Genomic DNA, 19399 nt, shown 5'->3' with positions numbered 1-19399 from the left:
CCCGGGCGGAGTGCGGGTTGGATGCCTCCAGTTTCTGCGGGGTCTTCTCCAACGGCCGTGAGCAAGCCCCCGAATCCCCCACCCCGCCGCCAGTCCCCCGGCGTAGCATGACTCATATGGCCGACACATGGATTCGGCTCCTCGGTCCGCCCAGGATCGAGTCCGCTGGCACCCCACTCCGGCAGCCCCGGGGCCGCAAGGCCTGGGCTGTGCTGGCCTACCTCGCGCTGCAACCGGACGGCACCGGCCGGGCCCGGACGGCCGCCCTCCTGTTCCCCGACGCCGAGGACCCCCTCGGCGCCCTGCGCTGGAACCTCTCCGAGCTGCGGCGGACCCTTGGCACGGAATCGGTCGGCGGCGACCCGCTGCGGCTCCTGCTGCCGGCCGGGTGGAACTGCGATGTGCTGGCAGCCCTGCACCCCGCCGGCGACGCCGACCCCCGCGCCTTCGACGGCCAGCTCCTGGAGGGTCTCGCCTTCGCGGACTGCCCCGTGTTCGAGTCGTGGCTGGAGGACCAGCGGCACCGGCTCGAGAACTGCGTGCTGGCACTGCTCTACGAGGCGTCGCTCGCCGCGCTGTCGTCAGGAAAGGCGGACGACGCCGTCGACCTCGCCACCCGCGCGCTGCGCCTGGACCCCTTCAACGCCGACTGCCACGCCGCGCTGATCAAGGCCCTGCTCTCCCTGGGCGAGTACCGGCGGGCACGGGAGCAGGCCGACAAGTGCCGGGACCTCTACCGGCGGGAGCTCGGACTCGGGCTGCCCGCGGAGGTGCGCCGGGCCCTGGCGGACGCAGACCCCGTGGCCGAGCCCGGGATGCCGGCCAGTGCGGCCACGGTGCGGTCCTACCTCGACGCCGCCGGGGCATCCCTCTCAGCGGGCTCGGTGGACCGCGGGCTGGAGCAGTTGCGGCTCGCCGTCGGGCTCGCGCAGCGGACCGATGATCATCATCTGCTCGCCGAATCCCTGGTGACGCTGTCCGGGGCCATGATCCACCAGGCCGGCGGCCGCGGCGCAGAGGTGGCCGATCTCCTGCACCGCGCGCTCTCAGCGGAGGGGCCCGACGGCGTCTCCCGGACTGCCGCCACGGCTTTCCGCGAGCTGGGCTACTTGTCCGTGCAGCGCGGCGTCCCGGACCGCGCGGCCGGCTGGCTGGACCGGGCGATGCGCGCGGCGCAGGGAATCCCGGACGAGCAGGCGAGGATTTTGGCGATCCAGGGCATGCTGGCCTCGGACACCGCGCACTACGGGGACGCAGTGACGGCCTTCACCGAATCCGGGCGACTGGCCCGGGAGGTCGGGAACCGTCGGCAACAGGCGTTCAGCGAAGCCCTTCTGGGACGCGTGCATCTGATCCGGGGCGACCTGGAGTTGGCGGCCGCGTGCTTGGACAGGGCCCTGGACTGGGTCGCCGGGGAACACTGGACGGCGTTCGAGCCGTTTGTCGCAGGAGTCCGGGGCGAAACCTACCTTGCCGCGGGTCGGCTGGACGCGGCGGCGGACCTGATTGACCGGTCCTGGGTCATGGCCGAGCTCGCCGGCGACCACTGCTACATGGCCCTGGCGGCGGGCGCCGAGGCCCGGCTGTTCCTGGCGCACGGCGACCTCGCCGCCGCCGAACACTGGATCAACCGGGGCCTCGAACCCACGCCGTGGTATCTCTGGTATTCGGCCCGGCTGCTCGATATCGCGGCGGAAGTGGCCATCGCCACCGGATCGCCGCGTGCTGCCGAGTTCGTGGAGCGTCTGGCCGCGCTGGCCAGCCGGAGCGGCATGCGGGAGTTCGTGGTCCGGGCGCAGTCGCACCGTGCGGTCCTCGGCGACGAGGCCGCAGCTCAGACCGTGCCCTGGCTGGCCCGGGAGATCGACAACCCCGCGCTGACCGCGTTCCTGGACCGGCGCCACGGCGTCTCGCTGTGATGGGGTTGGCCGGCACGTGACCGCGTCGTATTCGTTCCATGGCGAGCTGTGGCACTATCCCGAGGAATCCGGGTGGCACTTCATCACCCTGCCGACTGACCTTGCCGAGGAGCTACGGGACGACGCCGCCCCGTTCCGCAAGGCCTTCGGTTCGGTCAAGGTGACCGTTTCCATCGCCGGGCAGCGGTGGTCTACCTCGGTCTTCCCGGACAGCAAGAGCGGCTCGTACCTCCTGCCGGTCAAGAAGAGCGTGAGGACGGCGGCTGGCCTCCGCGCCGGAGACGAGGTCGACGTCGAACTTCAACTGGAGTTGGACAGTTGAGCGTGACCCAGCACGGGTGGGTTAAACAAAAAAGCAGGGCCCGTCCGAAGACGGGCCCTGCTAGAAACCTAACGGTTCCGGGTATCTAAGGAAATTAGATAGCCTGGATGTTGGTGGCCTGGGGACCCTTGGGGCCCTGCTCGGTTTCGAAGGAGACCTTCTGGTTCTCTTCGAGGGAGCGGAAGCCGGAGGAGTTGATCGCAGAGTAGTGTGCGAAAACGTCCTGTGAGGAGTCATCGGGGGAAATGAAGCCGAAGCCCTTTTCAGCGTTAAACCATTTGACGGTACCAGTAGCCATTATTTTTGTCCTTCGTGAAGGTGGAGGAACTGTCCCGACTTTCGGGTCCTCCTGTTTGGGGTGCTCAAAACCGCTGCTTCAGAAGAACATGGACTTTCGACCATGCGTACTGCCTGAACTACGAACTGCATAAACACAACAACAAGATCAACTGTACAGGAGATTCCGGACACGATTTACCACAGCCCCATCTTCTCAACATCTGCGCGGCCGCCGTCTGCGGCAGCCCCCGGGTGGCGCCGGCCCCGACCGCCTGCGGGCAGACTGCCTGTACCGTTCCCGGCCGCGGGCATATCCTGCAGGAAGACCAGTCCGTGACTATCAGTTACCGGAGGAAGACCCATGGAAATGCCGAAAGCGTCCGACACCGACAAGGAGCACTTCCGCTCGGTGCTCCCGGATCGTCCCGAGGTGGTCATAAAGCCGATGTTCGGGAACCTCGCGGCGTTCGTGCACGGCAACATGTTCGCCGGACTGTTCGGCCCAACCATCGGCGTGAAGCTGGACGAGGACGACAAGGAAATGCTCGAAGGCACCGAGCGGACTGTTCCGTTCGGGCCGCCGGAGCGCCCCATGGGCGGCTACACCGGGCTGCCGGAGATCTGGAATGCCGAGGGCGACGGCGATGAGGCGCGGGCCAGGGCTTGGGTGGAGAAAGCATTCGAACATGTGGCCGGGCTGCCCCCGAAGGCTTCGAAATCCCCCAAGGCTCCTAAGGCTCCGGAGGCGACCGCCTAGTCAAACATGCGAACCGGCCATGCAACCTGACCAAATGCCTCATCGCCGACCGCGCTGCACATCTCCCGGCAGTGCAGTCCCTCCAGTCCCAGCAACAGGACTCCGCTTGCCGCCGTTGCCCGCTGCTGCAAGTATCCCAACCCCGGCGGCCGTTGCTCCCCCGCCCTGCCGCCACTCCCTGCTAGAGGCAGCTGGGCTGATAGGCCGGATCAACGGGACCGGACACGATGCCCAGCGCGTGGTGTCGCTCTCCCGCGACCCAAAGTTACTGGTCAGTACATACTTTCCGCCGGAGGGCGGCCTGGGGAAACCGCCACCCGCGCCTGCACAAACGTTCATTCCACGGGCCGCCGACCGCGCTGGCCAAGGCGTTCGCCGGCTGCGCGCAGTACGAACCCGGCCACTTCACCGCCTACGCGCGGCTGGCGCAGGACCACCCGGACATCGTGCTGCACCTAGGCGACTGCTTGGACGAGTAGCAACGGCGTCTAGACGTCCGCACGGTACTTGATGATGGCTTCGAGCAGTTCATCCCGGAGCTTCTCGAAGCCATATTCAATAGGGCTCGTCGCGACCAGACGATGGCCGCGGCATAAACCCCTGTGGTCCGGTGGATCGGCGCATCAGCCGAAGTTGGGAGGGAAAAGCTGTGAGAACCGCAGAATTGTGAGCCCGACGGTACGATCATCTAGCTGCAGCGCTGCACGGATTCGACCGGGCTGAAGATCGATGGGGGACGACTGAATGGTGGAACTGAAACGCATTTACTGGAACCGCCAGGCTCTGAAGATGGCCTATTCGGCGGTGGTTGTGTGGTTGGGCGCCTCCGTTGTCCTGGCGCTCATGCCGAAGGCCGACGCGGCGGCCCGCCACAACGCATCCACCGTCGCTGAAATTCTTCGCAGCATGGTCGACGGCGTTCTGGCTGCGGTCATCGTCCCCGGGCTTTTCCTGGTGGTTCTGACGGTTGTTGCGGCCGTCATTCGCGCCAGAGACCTGAAGCGCAGGGACCCGGTCCGGCGGTTCAGCCGCCAGCAGCGCCGGGAAGGCCTGGCACGCGCCGGCGGCCAGTGCGAGATGGAGTCCGGACTCCGGCGGCGGTGCCCACGGCCCGCTGAGCACGGTGACCACTTCTACCCGTGGTCCAAGGGCGGATCCACTAGCATGCAGAACTTCGTCGCGGCCTGTGCCAGGTGCAACCGGACCAAGGGCGCGAGGGTTCCCTCGCCCGGTCAGCAGGAAAGACTGGAACGACGACGGCGGACGTACGTCACGCTTGAGGATGCGGTTGCCGTTGGCGAACGGCAACCGCTCGGCTGACCGCCTCAGAATGGAATATCGCTCCGGCGACTGCGTGGTCCAAAGAATCCACCACCTGCCCGGACCTGTACGCTGCGACGCTGCGGGCAAATCCTGCCAACACGTCCAGCCCTGCCCCTTAGCTTGGAAGAAGACCCATGGAGACCCAGGCGTTTACCCGCATCGCAGGCCTGCCACGACCGGCGCCACAACCGAGGCCGTCAGGAAGGAGCTGCGCCGCCCCCCGAACTGAACCGAAATCAGGCTCCGCAGTGGTCAACACCCTGGCGATGGGGACCGGGCAGGCCGGGCTGCCCACCAGCTACGGGCGTACGTGGGGCGAAACGCAGGGCTATTGCAGTTGACACAAATTAATGGCGTAAATGACAGATTTTGTTGAGTAGAAAGGTCTATATCGAACGCGAGTTCCGGTGCTAAGGTCGGCGAGAACTTTCATCTGAATCTGATTTGTGGGGGCACAAATGAATACACGCTTTGGGCGCAAAGATGTTCGATTTCCGGACGGAATGTCTTGCCAGTCGGCCGACGGCAAACGGCTTTCGCCAGTTTCTGGTCGGCTAGCAAAGACCGCAGTCATGGCGAGCGCTGCTCTCCTGGCGCTTACAGCGTGTGGAGGCCAAGCTGTGGCCTCACTAACGACGGCGTCAGCTTTTAGTTCAGCTACGCCAACAGCGTCGGACACAACTAGTGCGCCCGCAACAATCTCCTGCACCACGGAAGATTCAAGTGAAACCCACCAGCAAACCGTCTTTATCTGCACGAAGGCTGACGACGGAAAGCTGCTGTGGATGGAGCAATCAGCATCAAAGCGGGTAAAGGATGCTCGGGCAGCGGCCGCCTCGCTCGCGCTCAAAGCCGCTGCCGCCAAGGCAGCCTCTGATACAGCCGCCAAGGAAGCGGAAGCCAAAGCTGCGCAGGAACAAGCCGCGGCGGAATCCGCACGCCAGCAGGCTGCAGCCGCGGAATCCGCACGCCAGCAGGCTGCAGCAGCGGCGGCTGCCGCAGCCAAGGTTCAAACCCCCGTTCGGCCGGTTGTCCCAGCAGCTCCCTCTGGATGCGATCCCAACTATTCAGGCGCATGCGTACCGATCGCTTCTGATGTGGACTGCGCCGGCGGGAGCGGCAACGGTCCAGCGTACGTACGAGGACCAGTGACCGTAGTCGGAAGTGACATCTACGGCTTGGACCGCAACGGTGACGGTGTTGGCTGCGAATAGCGCGTCTACTCCATTCAACACGTGACCCGTCCGTGATCCTCCACCGGTGTGGGGATAGGATCGCCAAAACCGAGCAGCATGTAGGCCGCCCCTCGGTGTTGTAGTTGCCGCATATCCGCTGAGCGCGGGACTGCCTTTGCGGGGCCTCAAGAGGGCAAGCTGTTGCGGGGGACGGTGGCAGGCTGCTGACAGCGACCTGTACGTAGCGACGCTGCGGGCATATCCTGCCAACAAAGCCAGCCTTGCACCTTGGCTACGGGAGAAGAACCATGGAGACCCCGACGGCCGCCCGACATGCGGCTCCGCAAACCATCAACACCCTCATCATCGGGGCCGGGCAGGCTGGCCTGGCCACGAGCTACTGGCTGAGCCGGGCCGGCGTCGAACATCAGTTGCTGGAACGGCGTGAAACGCTGGGCGGGGCGTGGCAGGACCGGTGGGACGCGTTTTGCCTGAACACGCCGAACTTCTCGCTCGCGCTGCCCGGCATGCCGTATGACGGTCCCGCCCCGGAAGCGTTCATGCGGCGGGATGACCTCATCCGCCATTTCCGGCACTATGCGGAGATCATCGATGCTCCTGTCCGGACGGGTGCGGATGTCACGCGTATCGCGCCCGCGGAGGGCGGCGGCTTCAACGTGGCCACAACCCAGGGCAGCTGGCGGGCCCGGAAGGTGGTGCTCGCTACCGGCGGCTACCAGAAGCCGAAGATCCCGGCACTGTCGGCGCAACTGCCTGGCCACATCCTGCAACTTCACACCGACAGTTACCGCAACCCGGGCCAACTGCCCGAGGGCGCCGTGCTCATCGTGGGCACCGGCCAGTCCGGCGGCCAGATCGCCGAGGAACTGCTCGCCGCCGGCCGCGACATCCACCTGGCGGTGTCCACGTGCCCGGAAGCACCGCGCCGGTACCGCGGCCAGGACCTGATCTATTGGATGATGCAGCTGGCACAATTCGGCCCCGACTACGGACTGAACGGCCTCACCGTGGGGCAGCTGCCCTCCCCCGCGGCGAGGTTTGCCTGCAACCCGCTGGTGTCCGGCGCCGGCGGCGGCCACGACATCCACCTGCGGGACCTGGGCCGGCGCGGCGTCCGGCTGCACGGCCATTTGGAAGCAGCCGACGACGGCGACCTCGTCTTCAGTGATGACCTTCCGGAACGCCTGGGCCTGGTGGAGGCGGCGTTCTATCAGCGGATGAAGCCGATGTTCGACAGCTATATTGCCGCCACCGGCATGTCGGCGCCGGAGCCGGAACCGCCGCGAAAGGACGACTGGCTTCCCTCGGAGCCGGCCCGGCTGAACCTCGAAGCCGCCAACGTCACCTCGGTCCTCTGGGCCACGGGCTACCGGCTGGACTTCAGCATCCTGGACATCCCGGTGCTGGACGAATGGAACTACCCCCGCCACCACCGCGGCATCACCGAACACCCCGGACTGTACGCCGTCGGGCTGCCGTGGCTGACCGGGCACGGCTCGTCCATCGTGGCGGGCGTGGGCCGCGATGCCGAATACATCGCGCAGCACATCGCGGAGAGCAATGCACAGAACATCGCCGCCCGGTGAAGGCGACGTTCCAGAAGGTGGCTACCCCTGTCAAGAACCGTCGAAGTCCACTGGTGCGGTGAGGCCGGCCGAACTGAACCAGTCCCTGGCCCATGCCTGGACCGAGGGTATCGCGAGTTGCTCGGCAACAAGCTCCGGCGGCCCGTCGAACACAGACTTCCCCTCCTCCAGGAGGTCCCCGGTGCCGCTGCCGGCGAGGAGCCCGAAGAGGGCAGGCTGGTCGAGGAAGGGAAGCTTCCCGCCGTCGCCATCGGTCAGCACGCCCCAGCGCGAGGTGAACAGCGAGAACTCCTCCGGACGTTCCCCGTGGTCCGCCGTGAGCGGGCAGGCTTCGCCGTCGAGCTGGATCCGCCGGTAGTTGGGCTCCGTTGCGTCCAGGGCCATCAGTTGGACATCGTCCAGCCACGAAAGCCAGACCGCTGTGCACTCTCCCAGCAACGGATACGGGGCGGCGGCGATGTAGCCGGCCTTGCTCACGTGGGCGGAGTGGCCAACGGCGATGTTGTGGAGCTGCCCCCGGACCAGCGGCAGGACCGCGCTGACCGGCTGGTGGTAGCTGGCGAATTTCCGCCGCATCACGTCGGCGCTTGAATTCGAGCCGATGGAAACCACCAGGGAACGGGCTTCCAGCGGTGCCGCGCTGGCTTGCGCGAGGACTTCATCCAGTCCGGCTGAAAGCCCCAGGGGCCGGAATTCCTCGCCGTCCATGACACCCGAGGCCACGGGCGGCTCCCACGGATACAGCAGCGGATCGAGATGGCCGGCGCCGCTCAGTTCCATGGAGTCAGCCTGGTGAAGCCGTTGGCATCCTGCTGGGCTATCAACGTGGCCCGCTTTCGTGGTCGATACTTCCAGTGTCCCGCACTTTTGGGGGGGAACCGGACCTTCGGCGCTAGAGGCGCAGGCCAGCCGTGCCGCTTCGGCGCGAGGCCCATCCTGCGAACGGGCTTTGTTCAACAAACGTAGGCAGGCCGACTTTCACAGCCAGCCCGCCTTTTGGTGTGTCGGGAACTGTGCAGCTTCGCTAGTTTCACGACGGCGGCCTCCTAGCTTACGAAGCACCCGTCGGCCACGCTTTCCGTGTGGGCGACGATGCGGAGTTCCTGCCGGCGCATAAGGGCCCCGACGGCGCGCGCAGCCTATCCGCCACGGACGGTGGACGGATGGTTTGCAGCGGGCGCCGGCCTCCGTTTGTTGGAGACGACTGGCGGCGGCGTACCTGTCCCGCTTACGGAGGCGGGCAGCGCACGACGCCGGGACAGCCAGGACTTCTGCGAAATTCGCGACCTCAAAGCGTAAACGTTAGATATCGAGGTCAACCAATTTGACTCCATCCCAACTCCAGTTTGAAGCACCGTGAAAGTTGCTGGTTTTGCTAATCTTCGCTCCACTCCGTTCCTTCAGCACCTTCGTCAGCGGCCCGAGAGCCCACTCCTCGCCTTCAAACATGACCTTGGAATCGCTGATCACCTGTGCAGCCATTGCCGGATTTGAAATGAACTCGATTGTCTCTCCAATCAGCGGGTTCAATTTCGCTCGTTGATCGAATGAAGTAGAATTATGATCACTCTGATTCCAGTTGCTCGCGCGCTTAAAGCTGGCTGGAATATTTAGGATTTTCTGGGTAATTAATTCGATGACGTAGTCTTGTCGTCTCCTAATCGACTCGGCGTCCCAGGCCTCTCGGTCCAGGACACGATTCTGGGCGACTTGCAGACCCGATTGACCGGAGTAAGTCTCCTTCTTGTCGCCAAAAGACTTGTTACCGAGCTCCTGATTATGGCGAATTAGTGTAATATTCCCAATATTGTTCACAAACTCCTGATGCACTGCCTCAGAATCTTCCCCCAGCATCTGCCGCCAATCCGCGTTCAATTTCTGAGGCATGATGTGCTCAAGCTGTAACCGGGAATCATCCCATACGGGTCGAGACTTCGTAAGGTGCTCTTCGGCCATAGAGAGAAGCAGTCTAGGGTAACTCCGTGAGCGTCCTAGGTTGTAGAAGTTCAGCCCGCGGAGTCTTGATGTCATTTCATCATCATTGGGTAGTCGCAGCGCATACTCTTGAGAAGAAAGCTGGCGGAACAAGCTTTCCGTTTTGTCTTGAGAGCTAGAAAGCTCGCTCAGACGCTTGCCCAAAACTGGATAAAATTTGTTCTCAGCCGTATTGATACCAAGAACGCGTCGTCGCAACAAATATGTTCTGATGCCGGTCAATACCTCGATGACATCTCCGTCTGACAGAATTCGCGCTTCCCAAGCGGCTAGCACTTCTGCCAAGTACGAGTAGGCAGGCGCTACCCCCACTACGTTGAGATCAAAAATCACCTGGTCAAGCGTTCGGAGCTCCGTCTGGTTAAGTCCACAAACGATTGAGTACGGGTGGGAGAATCTGACGAAGCTCTCAAATAGTTCTTCTGCACTTCGCCCGCGAGTGATCTCCTTAAACGCACCATACAGCTCCTTATAGTTGCTTTCGCGAGCAACTTTGAAGCTCCTATGCTGGTCTGCCTGCATCCAGTCGCGGATGAATTCAGATAGCTTCCCAGGTAGTCGTTTCTCTAGCGTTAGCCAGAATCCATTGTAAAGCTCAGATTGCTGCCGCGTACTCTTCCCCATCAAGAGGTAGTTGCGAACCAGGTCAGCAAGTGAGAGTGGCTTGCCTAACGAGTTCATTGACTCGAATATTTCCTGAGGGTTCTCCCAGGGGTTGCGGTCTGGTTCGAGTTGTATCGAGATTATGCTGAACTTCATCAGGCCCTTTTCAAGAAGGTTCTTCTTGTCTTCGTCGGCCAAAGCGTCAAGCGACTTCAGGAAGAATAGATAATTCTGATATACAGATGAATTCTTCAAGTTCGCAGGCACGTCATGTCCGAGAACTAAGAGCTTATAGGCTTCCCAGTCCGTTTCTACCTGCTTGAGTTTGATTTTGTATTCGACACTTTCGTCAGCTCGATCGTTTTCGAGATAACGCCTTTGAATTTCCTTTTTGTAGTTGCTGTCTTCGATGCTGTCTCGTAAGGCTATCAGCAAGAGCATCGTCGTTGTTATACGCTGCTGTCCATCAGTAAGAACATACTTAGCGGGAACCCCGAAACCTACTTCCTCTACAACGTAGACAATGCTGCCAAAGAAGTGTTCTGTCTTTACCTGAGACAGGTTCGCTTCGGTCACCTGGCTAACATCGGAGAGTAAGACCTTGCAGTTGTCTGTCGACCACTCATAATTCCTTTGATACGGCGGAATGAAAAACGTAACATCGTTGTTTGAGAGAGAGTCGAGCAAATATGTGGGGCTTGCTTTCATGCGAAGTTCCTACCTGGTCGCGACCGGCTTCTAGGGATTCCTTTTCTGGGTAACCTTTTTCGAAGCGCTGGTACTTTTTTGATCCATAAAGTATCGGACTTAGCGTAGCCGTAGGCGTGGGCGAGTGCGCCCTTTGACACACGCAACGAGGCGAACCACCGCAAGAGGTGGCGGTACTTAATTCGGCCCGTTTCCCAGCTACTGAGTCGCGTTCTGCATTCGATGCCGATGAGCCCCGTGACGACCACCAACACCGCGGCCCCGCCGCTGCCGGCGGACCTGGAAGCGCTGATGCGGTCCCTGAAGATGCCCCACGCCCGGGCGCTGGCTCCGATCTGATCGCGACCGCCCGCGCCCAGCGGTGGGAACCGGCCGAGGTCATCAAGGCCCTCTTCGCCGAGGAAGCCGCCGGCCGGGCCCGGTCGATGCTCGCCTCCCGCCGCAAGGCCGCGGGCTTCCCGACCGGGAAAACCTTCGACGCCTGGGACCCCGTCGCGTCCTCCATCCCGGCCCCGACCCAGCAAGCGCTGCGAACCCTGGAATGGATCACGCGCCGGGAGAACCTGGTCGTCTGCGGGCCCTCCGGGACCGGGAAGACGTTCTTCCTCGAAGCCCTCGGCCAGCAGGCCGTCGAAGCCGGGATGCGCGTGGCCTGGCTCCGGCTCGAGGACCTCGGCGTCCTGATCCGCGCGCACCGCACCGATGACAGCGTCACCCGGGCAGTGTCCCGGATCCTGCGCGCCGAGCTCGTGGTGATCGACGATATAGGCCTGTTGCCGGTGGCCACGGACGCCGCCGAAGGCCTCTACCGGGTCGTGGACGCAGCCTACGAAAAACGCTCCGTCGCGATCAGCTCCAACCTGCACCCCGCCGGCTTCGACGAGCTCATGCCCAAAACCGTCGCCACCGCCACCGTGGACCGGCTGCTGCACCACGCCCACGTCTGCCAGACCAGCGGCGACTCCATCCGCCTCACCCAGGCCCTCGCCGGACAAGGAGTCACCCGACTGAACTGACCAACCCAACGATGGCCAACCCCGCCGAAACCAATCAGTGGGCAGATCTGTTGGCCATCACCGGGCAGTTTTACTGGCCACCAGCGGGCACATCAACTGGCCGCCCGTGGGCAGAAACTACTGGCCATTGACAGGCTTGAGCGGGCGCGCCCGATCGAACGGGCCTTCTTGATCATACTTAGGCTATCCAAGACGTCACGTCGCAAACCGGAACTCCACATTGTCGCCATCGTCCCTCAACTAGCCGGCCAAGCGGGAACACCCTCTTCTGGTGGGAGCCGTTTCCGTCCATCACATCTTCTGGTGGGCGAGCTCTACCGAAGCTTCGCGGAATCGATGCCGAACTATTGCGCCACCGCCGCCGCCATCGCAAACACATCCGCCGGCATCGGCCGGTGGAGCTTCCAGGTAATGGCTATAGGCTTCTCACTCGCATGCTGCACGTAGTCCACCTGGCCGAGGCACGTGTACGGAACCGTCAGCCCGGTCTCGTCCTCAGAGGTGTCGCGGGTGAAGACTAGGATCTTCGAGCCGTGCGAAGCCCGGTCCAGATACCGCTTGCCCGTCGGGCTTCCGGGTGAGGTCGCGTTCTGTGATTCCCAGTGAAAGAGCTCTGGACTGATGGCGTAGTCCTTGTACATTGTGGTGGCCGAATGCTTCTTGTCATCCTTGTTGAGCGTGACAAAGAAGGCGTCGGTGGACGTCGCCGGGCACCAGGCCACGCCCTCCCGGTGCTGGACGTTCTTGCCGAGCTCCAGCGAACCGTACTGGAGCGCCGCCAGGATTTCTTCCCGCCGGTAAGTGGCGTGCGAGAGCAGCGGGACGTGCTGCAGTCCCGCCCCGAGGCCCTTCGCGGCATGCTTGGACGAGCCCACTCCGAGCTTCACGATCTGGCGGATCTCGCTACAGACAAACTGGTAGCCGCGCAGATAGTCCAGGCCGGCGTCGTACGTCTGGAAGCCGCCGCCGTCGTCCCAGAGCGTGTAGAACAGCATGCGGGCGAACGTCTGTTCCCGCGTGCCGAGCTCCGCGTAGCGGGGCGCATCGGCGCCGACGAGCATCGAATAGGCTTCGGCGCGTTCTGGATCATCCACGTGGATCAGTGCGGCCATCCGGCCGAGGAGCCTCTTCTCATCGACGTCGGGGAGCTCCCGAATCCTGCCGCTCAGGACCGTCTCCAATGGCGAGAACCCTTTGATCAGCCCGGCCTGGCGCAGGTAGCCGGTCCACGAATCCTTGGTGGACCGGTAGATCGACTTCACGTCGTTCCCGGACCGCTCCAAGTAAGCGTCCAGTTCGGTCTCGGCGTACGAGGCGATGTCTCGGACCAGCTGGAGGCGGTTGAACCGCAGTTGCGCCTTGATGTTGTCCAACACGACTTTCTGCGCCACCCGGTCCAGCACGATCTGCGAGCCCGACGGCAGGTAGGGGAACTCTTCCTCGACAGCCTTTTCCAGCTCCTTGCGCCCGTAACCGGTCAGCGCCCGGTAGCGCAGATCGAAGCGGAACTCCCGGCGCTGCTGGCCAATGAAATCCATGACCGTCAGCACCGCCTTGCCCTCGGCGCGGCGCAGCCCGCGCCCAAGTTGCTGGAGGAAGACCGTGGCGCTCTGCGTGGGCCGGAGCATCAGGATGGTGTCCACCTGCGGAAGGTCCAGGCCCTCGTTGAAGAGGTCGACGGCGAAGATGCAGTTGATCTCCCGTACGGCGAGACGTTTCAGCGCCGCCGCACGGTCGGCGTCGTCGGTGCTCCCGTCGACCGCAACAGAGGCGATCCCGGCGCGGTTGAAGACGTCTGCCATGTAGTGGGCGTGCTGGACCGAGACGCAGAAACCGATGGCCCGCATCTGTTCCGTGCTGGTGACCTTGTCGCGCAGTTCGCGGATCACTTTGGCGGCGCGGGCATCGTTGCCCGTGTAGAGGTTGTTCAGCTGCGCGGTGTCGTAGTTGCCGCGCTTCCACTCCAATTGGCTGAGGTCGACGTCGTCCGAGACGCCGAAGTAGTGGAACGGCACCAGCAGATCGGCGTCCAGGGCATCCCAGAGGCGCAGTTCGCTGGCGGTGCGGCCGTCGAAGAACTGTTTGGCGACGTCGACACCGTCGCCGCGTTCCGGCGTCGCAGTGAGCCCGAGGAGTTGCTGCGGCCGCAGGTGGTCCAGCAGTCGGCGGTAGGTGGGCGCCATTGCGTGGTGGAATTCATCAATCACCACGACGTCGAAGAAGTCCGGTGCCAGCTGTTCAATGCCGAGGGATGACAGCGACTGGACGGAGGCGAAGATGTGCTTCCACTGCCCGGGTTTGTGTTCCCCGACGTAGAGTTCGCCGAAGGCGCCGTCCTGCATGACGTCACGGTAGGTGCGCATGGCCTGTTTGAGGATTTCCTGGCGGTGGGCGACAAAGAGCAGCTTGAGATCACGGCCGGCCGCCTCACACAGGCGTTTGTAGTCCAGGGCCGCGATGACGGTCTTCCCGGTACCTGTCGCTGCGACCACGAGGTTGTGGTCGAAACCCTTGAGCCGCTCAGCCTCCAGGTCTTCAAGCATCTCCTCCTGGTGGAGGAACGGCTGGACCTCGAGTCCGGTGGCTTCCCCGGGGATTGCCGTCCGCCGGCCGCCGTTGCGTTCCAGTGCGGCGTCCAGCTTTTCGCCGTCGCGTTCCGGATCGTAGCTTTGGAAGGCGCGCTGCGCCCAGTAGCTGTCGAAGGTGACCTCGAACTTGTTCAGGAGTGCGGGCGTGCCGACAGAGCTGAGCCGGACGTTCCACTCTAGGCCGTCGAGGAGGGCCGCTTGGCTGAGGTTGGAACTGCCGACGTAGGCGGTGTCGAAGCCCGAGTCCCGGCGGAACAGCCAGGCTTTGGCATGCAGGCGGGTGGCCTGGGTTTCGTAGCTGATCTTCACTTCGGCGCCGTATCGGGTCACGAGTTCGTCGATGGCGCGGCGTTCCGTGGCGCCCATATAGGTGGTGGTGATGACACGGAGTTTGGCGCCGCGTTCCTTAAGCTCCTCCAGCGCCGGATGGAGCAGGCGGAGACCTGTCCAGCGGACAAAGGCGCAGAGCAGGTCCACTGTGTCGGCGGACTCGATTTCGGTGCGGAGTTCCGCTGCAAGGTTGGGATCGTCTTTGCTGTTGGTGAGCAGCGCCGAATCACTCAGCTTCGTTGTGGGCCGGCGAAGGTTTCGGCGTTTGAGCGTGTCCGGGCGGTGGAGCGACTGGAGCTGGGTGGGGCCTTCAGCGATTCGGTCGCTGTGCTGGATCTCTTGGAGGAGCTTGTTCGCAAGGGCCACGCGTTCCGTCGGTTTGGCTGCGGCGAGGGCTTGGCGGACGGCGTCGGCGACGTGGCGGGACAGGATGTCCGGGCTGTCTTCATCGTCTATGTCCGCGAAGATTGACTGCAGTTCTGCCTCTTGGCTGAGACGGTTGCCGAGGACATCCGTGTTCAGAAGTTCATACAAGCCCTCGGGCAGTTGGACCGCTGCCTCTCCCCCAATGAAGTTAGTCACTGCGCCAGGGTATTGGGTTTCTGCTAAATATTCTCAATCCGACGACAGTTCCGCGAATAACCACAACTTTCGAGCCACGTCCTTGCGTGGCTACTCGAACTTGATGCCCGCCTTCGGAAACGCGCGTGATTGTGGAACACAAAGGACCGCTATAGGAGCACGTCGACGTTGACGAGCGTTTGAGCTTCATAGACGAGAATATCGTTCTCACCGCTGCCGTCCATCGCCTCTGGGAGTGAAGGCAGCACACCAACTGAGCTAGTCGCGATGTCAATGGTCACATGCTCGGCATACGAGTCTTGTACTAGCCGGCCGAGTTCCGGCGAGAACCCATTCTTGAGGAGGCAGATGAGGAACTCGTCGGATGTGCCGTATTTGATTCGCCAGTAGAGATCCCGATCGATCAGGCCGAGCGTGTTTAGAATTTCGATGTACTTCACCAGTCGGAAGTCAACAAAGTCTTGTTCTTCTTTGATCTTTACAACAGCGAGATTTATCCGTTCAGCGCGTGTCTTCGAATCCATTCGTACGAACAGGTTTCGGAATCCATCGCCAAAGGGCACTTCTCCCCATCGGTTGCCGACATAGACCAGCTCGTTGCCAAGAGTCTTCCAGTATGCAAGGAAATGGGCGATCATCCTTTTGTAGGGCTCGTTCTGAGACCTCCAGTTGAGAAACATCGAGTAGAAGTTCTGTGCTCTTTCGCTGTTGCGCACACGAATCAGGTCGTCTGAGTCGATGAGCTCGATCTCCTCCAAAAATATTTTGGAGACGACTCCAATAACACTTGAAACATCGACCAGTGGATGCCGTAAGCGCTCGGCGTCCACTCTTCGCTGGATTTCCGCTTCGTTCTCGAAAATGTCGAAATCATGGACACCGTTGCGAAAGCAGAGACGACCGACTTCAGTCTGCGCGCGTCGTGGAGCATGCAGCCCGGATGCTCCGGGCTCTATATTCTCTAAATATTCGAGAGCTGTATCTCGGCGGTTGTCTTGTTCAGAAGCTTGAAGCAGAGGGTTTTCAACATCGTCCTCCAACGATTTTGAGAGATTTGCCACGTTAGTGAGGAAGGAATGCACGTTCCAGTCTTGGCGGGCATAGCTGCTCGGGATCAAGTAGATCCTGGGTTGCAGTAGATCGAGGTTAACTTGAGACGGATCAAATACCTCCCGGAATCGCGCTACTCGACCTATGAGATTACGGAACGCTGATCTCGATAGGTGCCCTCGCCCTCTGCTGGGGGACATCATAACGAGGCTGTCAGCGGGTGTGTTGACGCCCTCCAGGAGTGTCGACGTCGTGACCAGAAGTCGCTTGCCGGTCGAATCGTCCTCGCGGAAGAGCCGCTCAATATATTGCCGCAGGAGGTCTGGGACTTGTCCGTGGTGGAACAAGACGCCGGCTTGGATCGCTTCGATCAGGCTGTAGCTGGGATCGATGAGATCAGCGATGGCTGTGATGGCTCGTCGAGCTTGGGAGGAGAGCTCCGTTTCGCCAGTTCGCTGCGCAAGCCGGATTGCTAGTCCTTGGGCATCCTTCGGCCTGTTGACGTAGACCAGCGTCCTGTGACCTGCCAATGCCAGTACCGCACTCAGCTCACCGGAAGGCACTTCCTCGTCAAGAGAAATCATCCTGTTGAGAAACTGGTCGTAGAGCTCCTGTTGCCCACCGAGCGGAGCGTGCACAATTCGCTCGGCCTTGACATGCTCGTTAACCGTTTTGCTTTTCGCCGTCACGTCAGCGTTGTTGACGTGACGCAGGTTGTCAGGCGCGGAGATGAAGGGGGTGTAGTAGGTGACAGCGAGTGAGACATTACGGGCCCGCGCCGTAAGGACAACCTGTGACAGTTCGATAGACCTTGAATCGTCAGGCAAGAGATTGTGCGCCTCGTCGACCAGCAACTGATCGAGCACAAGTTCCGGTTGCTCAGTGAATAACCTGTGCAGACGTTCTTGTGTCATGACGGCAACAAACCGCATTTCGGCCGTATACGCATCTGGATGGCTGATGATGCGGATCCTCGAGTCACGCACTCGCGAATCACCAACCAACATTGCACGTGTCTGCGCAATGAGCGCGCGCGAAGGGACTATCACGCACGTGGCACCGTCGAGGCGCGCCACAACCTTATCGACAAGCATCTCCGACTTGCCGTACGAGGTCGGCGCAACGACCACGGCTTCCGGTTCTCGCGAGTTGAAAGCGCGTAGCTCCATCTGACCCCGCGTACGAATGACGGCTTCCCCGCTCTGATCTCGGGTGACGAAATTTGTCCGGTGAGCAGCGAAGAGCACCTGCGCCAACGTATCTTGCTCGGCGAGGGCTGGATTGAGACGTTCCGTCGCCGCAACAATGGGCATCAAGTCGCGAGCCTGGGCGATGGCATGCAGTGGCTCGTAATCACGGGTAATCTCGCCGTATTGGAGGATAATCCGGTATCCCAAGCGAGATACGACCTCATCACCCGACCGCGAGAATAAGACCGCGAATCTCAAAGCGTCGGTGAGATCGTCGTCCGAGAGCGCCTCGGAGCGTATCAGTTTTTCATACAGGCGCAGAAAGTCTGAGCCTTCGATATTTGATCTATATCGGAGTTTTGCGATCGTGATCTCTGTCGGCTCAGGCATCAGCAGCCACTTCCGACCTTAGGTAACTCATTATGGTTTCGAGCTCTTCTTGTTGAATCACCAGGATCCGTGTGGCATCAAACCGCTTGCTGTTGACGATCTCCTCGGCGACGCCAGCCGTTGCTTCGACTGACACTCGGCAATGGCCAACCGAGTGAACAACTGTTGCGGCTAGCACCACGTTTTTCTTGATCTGTGTTCCGGTCGCGATAACCCGTGCATCGCTTCGCAGCAAGGCCTTGACCGTCTTCGCTTGGCTTGATTCCAAAGTGAGGCCCGCGTCGTAGACGGCTGCGTCCCACCGGGAACGTTGGGCATCGTGACTTAGCTTCCCCGCAACGTCCGCCGCGGCCGTCATGAGCAGGGAGGATGACTTGTCGTCGGCGGATTCGTTGTCCTTGACATGACCGGACTTGACCTCTCCATACCAGATCGCCTTGGTTCCTTCGTGGAACGTGAGGTCGAAACCCTTCTTGATGCTGCGCTCTTCCTTGTTGAAGTAGATTGCGGAACTGGACAAGGAGGGGTGTGAGCTTGGCATCAGGACATGGACGACTAATTCTCCGACCATGCCGATTTTGGTGGCTTTTGGCTTGCTATCAAATCGTGTGAGCAACTCGGTAATCGTGGCTTCGAAGGAGTAATAGTCAGAGTCCAGTTCGACCTCCACAGCTCCGAAGCAGAAGGCGGCGAGCCGTTGTCGGAGGAGCTCCTTCAATTCGTCCGAGACGTGCTCCACTACGAGTACAGCAGTATCGCCACTCGCCACCGCACTGATTCCCTCCATGGGGTCATTATGTATGGCCGGAAGCGTCCTCATGCGGAGGCCGAGATGGCTGTGCGTGTTGATAATGCATTCTCGGACATGGCGCGGCCGCTGGCGGCGAGGAATACTCGCCACACGATTCCAGTCAGTCCAAAGACTGAGGCTGGCTCCCCCTTTTGAGAATGTCCCTATATGACAGAACTGAATGATGCACCAGTTGCCTGGTGTTCTGCACCGCGACTTGAGCTGTACAGTCATCGCTTTCGCGTTGCTGACCGACTCATTTGAACTGATGAAATGGCGGGCATCTCGGACTCACGATCCCGACGGCTAAACACAACTTCGTAGTGAGTTTCCGCAGTCGCGTCCCCACGCAATCTCGGAACCAGCTGTTTGCATGTCTGGCGGTGCTGAAGAATGATCCTCGCGCGCCCCCTATCAGTGTCGGCTCGGTGTCGGCATCTTCCAATTTTGCAAAGGATCCAAGGGCGACCGTGAAACCGTCGTCGGTCTTCAATAGGCATCGCCTAATGGACCCCGCCCGGCGGTCTCGGAAGGGCCAGTTGGAAATTCTAACGGCGCGTTTGGATCCGCCTCGACCGGAGCAATTTCGCTGTCGCAGCGCCACTTGTCTCGGCATGCACACTTGAAGCGGCCACCCCGGCGAGTGGCCGGCCATTCCGAAATGATGTGACGCCATCGGCCACGCCCAGAGCCTCAGACTCTGGGCGCGCCATACCGCATGATCGGTTCCATGACTGCCCCCGTTTACGAAACGCAACGCGATCCCGCACGCACC

Annotated in this window: 12 protein-coding genes and 1 pseudogene; 7 read left to right on the top strand and 6 right to left on the bottom strand. The window is 61.7% G+C overall.

What is annotated here, in order from left to right; translation table 11 throughout:
- Positions 1-116: 116 nt before the first annotated feature.
- Both C9424_RS17420 and C9424_RS17415 read left to right on the top strand, forming a co-directional pair.
- Positions 117-1919: a BTAD domain-containing putative transcriptional regulator gene (locus tag C9424_RS17420; RefSeq protein WP_116768142.1), complete on the top strand. Its 1803-nt coding sequence runs from the start codon at positions 117-119 to the stop codon at positions 1917-1919.
- A 16-nt stretch (positions 1920-1935) separates the two neighbouring features.
- Complete coding sequence (locus C9424_RS17415; RefSeq protein ID WP_116768141.1) at positions 1936-2241, top strand: DUF1905 domain-containing protein; 306 nt, start codon at positions 1936-1938, stop codon at positions 2239-2241.
- A 94-nt stretch (positions 2242-2335) separates the two neighbouring features.
- Here the strand turns inward: C9424_RS17415 and C9424_RS17410 are convergent, their stop codons facing one another.
- Positions 2336-2539, bottom strand: coding sequence for a cold-shock protein (locus C9424_RS17410; protein ID WP_011690916.1), 204 nt, complete (start codon positions 2537-2539; stop codon positions 2336-2338).
- Positions 2540-2881: 342 nt separating this feature from the next.
- Between C9424_RS17410 and C9424_RS17405 the strand changes: the two genes are divergently transcribed.
- The 4 genes and pseudogenes from C9424_RS17405 (at position 2882) to C9424_RS17385 (ending at position 7382) form a co-directional block, all read left to right on the top strand.
- Positions 2882-3277 carry a TfoX/Sxy family protein gene (locus C9424_RS17405; protein ID WP_116768140.1) on the top strand — a complete coding sequence of 132 codons (396 nt, stop codon included), beginning with the start codon at positions 2882-2884 and terminating at the stop codon, positions 3275-3277.
- A gap of 347 nt (positions 3278-3624) precedes the next feature.
- Positions 3625-3753 (top strand): annotated as a pseudogene (locus C9424_RS21970) (alkaline phosphatase D family protein); the annotation flags it as partial.
- Between the two features lie 268 nt (positions 3754-4021).
- Positions 4022-4597 (top strand): HNH endonuclease, encoded by a 576-nt coding sequence (locus C9424_RS17395; RefSeq protein WP_116768138.1) that lies wholly within the window; start codon positions 4022-4024, stop codon positions 4595-4597.
- Between the two features lie 1486 nt (positions 4598-6083).
- Entirely contained in the window at positions 6084-7382 is a 1299-nt protein-coding gene (locus C9424_RS17385; RefSeq protein ID WP_116768136.1) for a flavin-containing monooxygenase, read from the top strand.
- Between the two features lie 30 nt (positions 7383-7412).
- On the opposite strand, the gene C9424_RS17380 is transcribed toward C9424_RS17385, so the two are convergent.
- Both C9424_RS17380 and C9424_RS17375 read right to left on the bottom strand, forming a co-directional pair.
- On the bottom strand, positions 7413-8162 hold the full coding sequence (locus C9424_RS17380; protein WP_116768135.1) for a hypothetical protein: 750 nt from the start codon (positions 8160-8162) through the stop codon (positions 7413-7415).
- Positions 8163-8684: 522 nt separating this feature from the next.
- Complete coding sequence (locus C9424_RS17375; RefSeq protein ID WP_116768134.1) at positions 8685-10688, bottom strand: DUF262 domain-containing protein; 2004 nt, start codon at positions 10686-10688, stop codon at positions 8685-8687.
- Positions 10689-10855: 167 nt separating this feature from the next.
- Here C9424_RS17375 and C9424_RS17370 point away from each other — a divergent pair, with 167 nt between their 5' ends.
- Positions 10856-11704 (top strand): ATP-binding protein, encoded by an 849-nt coding sequence (locus tag C9424_RS17370; protein ID WP_272914160.1) that lies wholly within the window; start codon positions 10856-10858, stop codon positions 11702-11704.
- A 344-nt stretch (positions 11705-12048) separates the two neighbouring features.
- Here C9424_RS17370 and C9424_RS17365 read toward each other — a convergent pair whose 3' ends face one another.
- From C9424_RS17365 to C9424_RS17355, 3 genes are all read right to left on the bottom strand, one after another.
- Positions 12049-15204, bottom strand: coding sequence for a DUF3427 domain-containing protein (locus tag C9424_RS17365; protein WP_116768133.1), 3156 nt, complete (start codon positions 15202-15204; stop codon positions 12049-12051).
- 149 nt (positions 15205-15353) lie between these two features.
- Positions 15354-17834: a DEAD/DEAH box helicase gene (locus tag C9424_RS17360; RefSeq protein WP_116768132.1), complete on the bottom strand. Its 2481-nt coding sequence runs from the start codon at positions 17832-17834 to the stop codon at positions 15354-15356.
- Positions 17827-18621: a hypothetical protein gene (locus C9424_RS17355; protein ID WP_116768131.1), complete on the bottom strand. Its 795-nt coding sequence runs from the start codon at positions 18619-18621 to the stop codon at positions 17827-17829. The genes C9424_RS17360 and C9424_RS17355 overlap by 8 nt, the downstream gene beginning before the upstream one ends.
- Positions 18622-19399: the final 778 nt, after the last annotated feature.

It is taken from the genome of Arthrobacter sp. H-02-3, from assembly GCF_003097355.1.
Taxonomy (GTDB): domain Bacteria; phylum Actinomycetota; class Actinomycetes; order Actinomycetales; family Micrococcaceae; genus Arthrobacter; species Arthrobacter humicola.
Note: the sequence above shows the minus strand (reverse complement) of the source record. Positions and strands in the feature narration are given on the sequence as shown.

Excerpts from the sequence above, each read along its gene's own strand:
- C9424_RS17420 (WP_116768142.1), top strand. The coding sequence starts at position 117 with ATGGCCGACACATGGATTCGGCTCCTCGGTCCGCCCAGGATCGAGTCC.
- C9424_RS17380 (WP_116768135.1), bottom strand. The coding sequence starts at position 8,162 with ATGGAACTGAGCGGCGCCGGCCATCTCGATCCGCTGCTGTATCCGTGG.
- C9424_RS17355 (WP_116768131.1), bottom strand. The coding sequence starts at position 18,621 with ATGGAGGGAATCAGTGCGGTGGCGAGTGGCGATACTGCTGTACTCGTA.
- C9424_RS17405 (WP_116768140.1), top strand. The coding sequence starts at position 2,882 with ATGGAAATGCCGAAAGCGTCCGACACCGACAAGGAGCACTTCCGCTCG.
- C9424_RS17395 (WP_116768138.1), top strand. The coding sequence starts at position 4,022 with ATGGTGGAACTGAAACGCATTTACTGGAACCGCCAGGCTCTGAAGATG.
- C9424_RS17360 (WP_116768132.1), bottom strand. The coding sequence starts at position 17,834 with ATGCCTGAGCCGACAGAGATCACGATCGCAAAACTCCGATATAGATCA.
- C9424_RS17410 (WP_011690916.1), bottom strand. The coding sequence starts at position 2,539 with ATGGCTACTGGTACCGTCAAATGGTTTAACGCTGAAAAGGGCTTCGGC.
- C9424_RS17375 (WP_116768134.1), bottom strand. The coding sequence starts at position 10,688 with ATGAAAGCAAGCCCCACATATTTGCTCGACTCTCTCTCAAACAACGAT.
- C9424_RS17385 (WP_116768136.1), top strand. The coding sequence starts at position 6,084 with ATGGAGACCCCGACGGCCGCCCGACATGCGGCTCCGCAAACCATCAAC.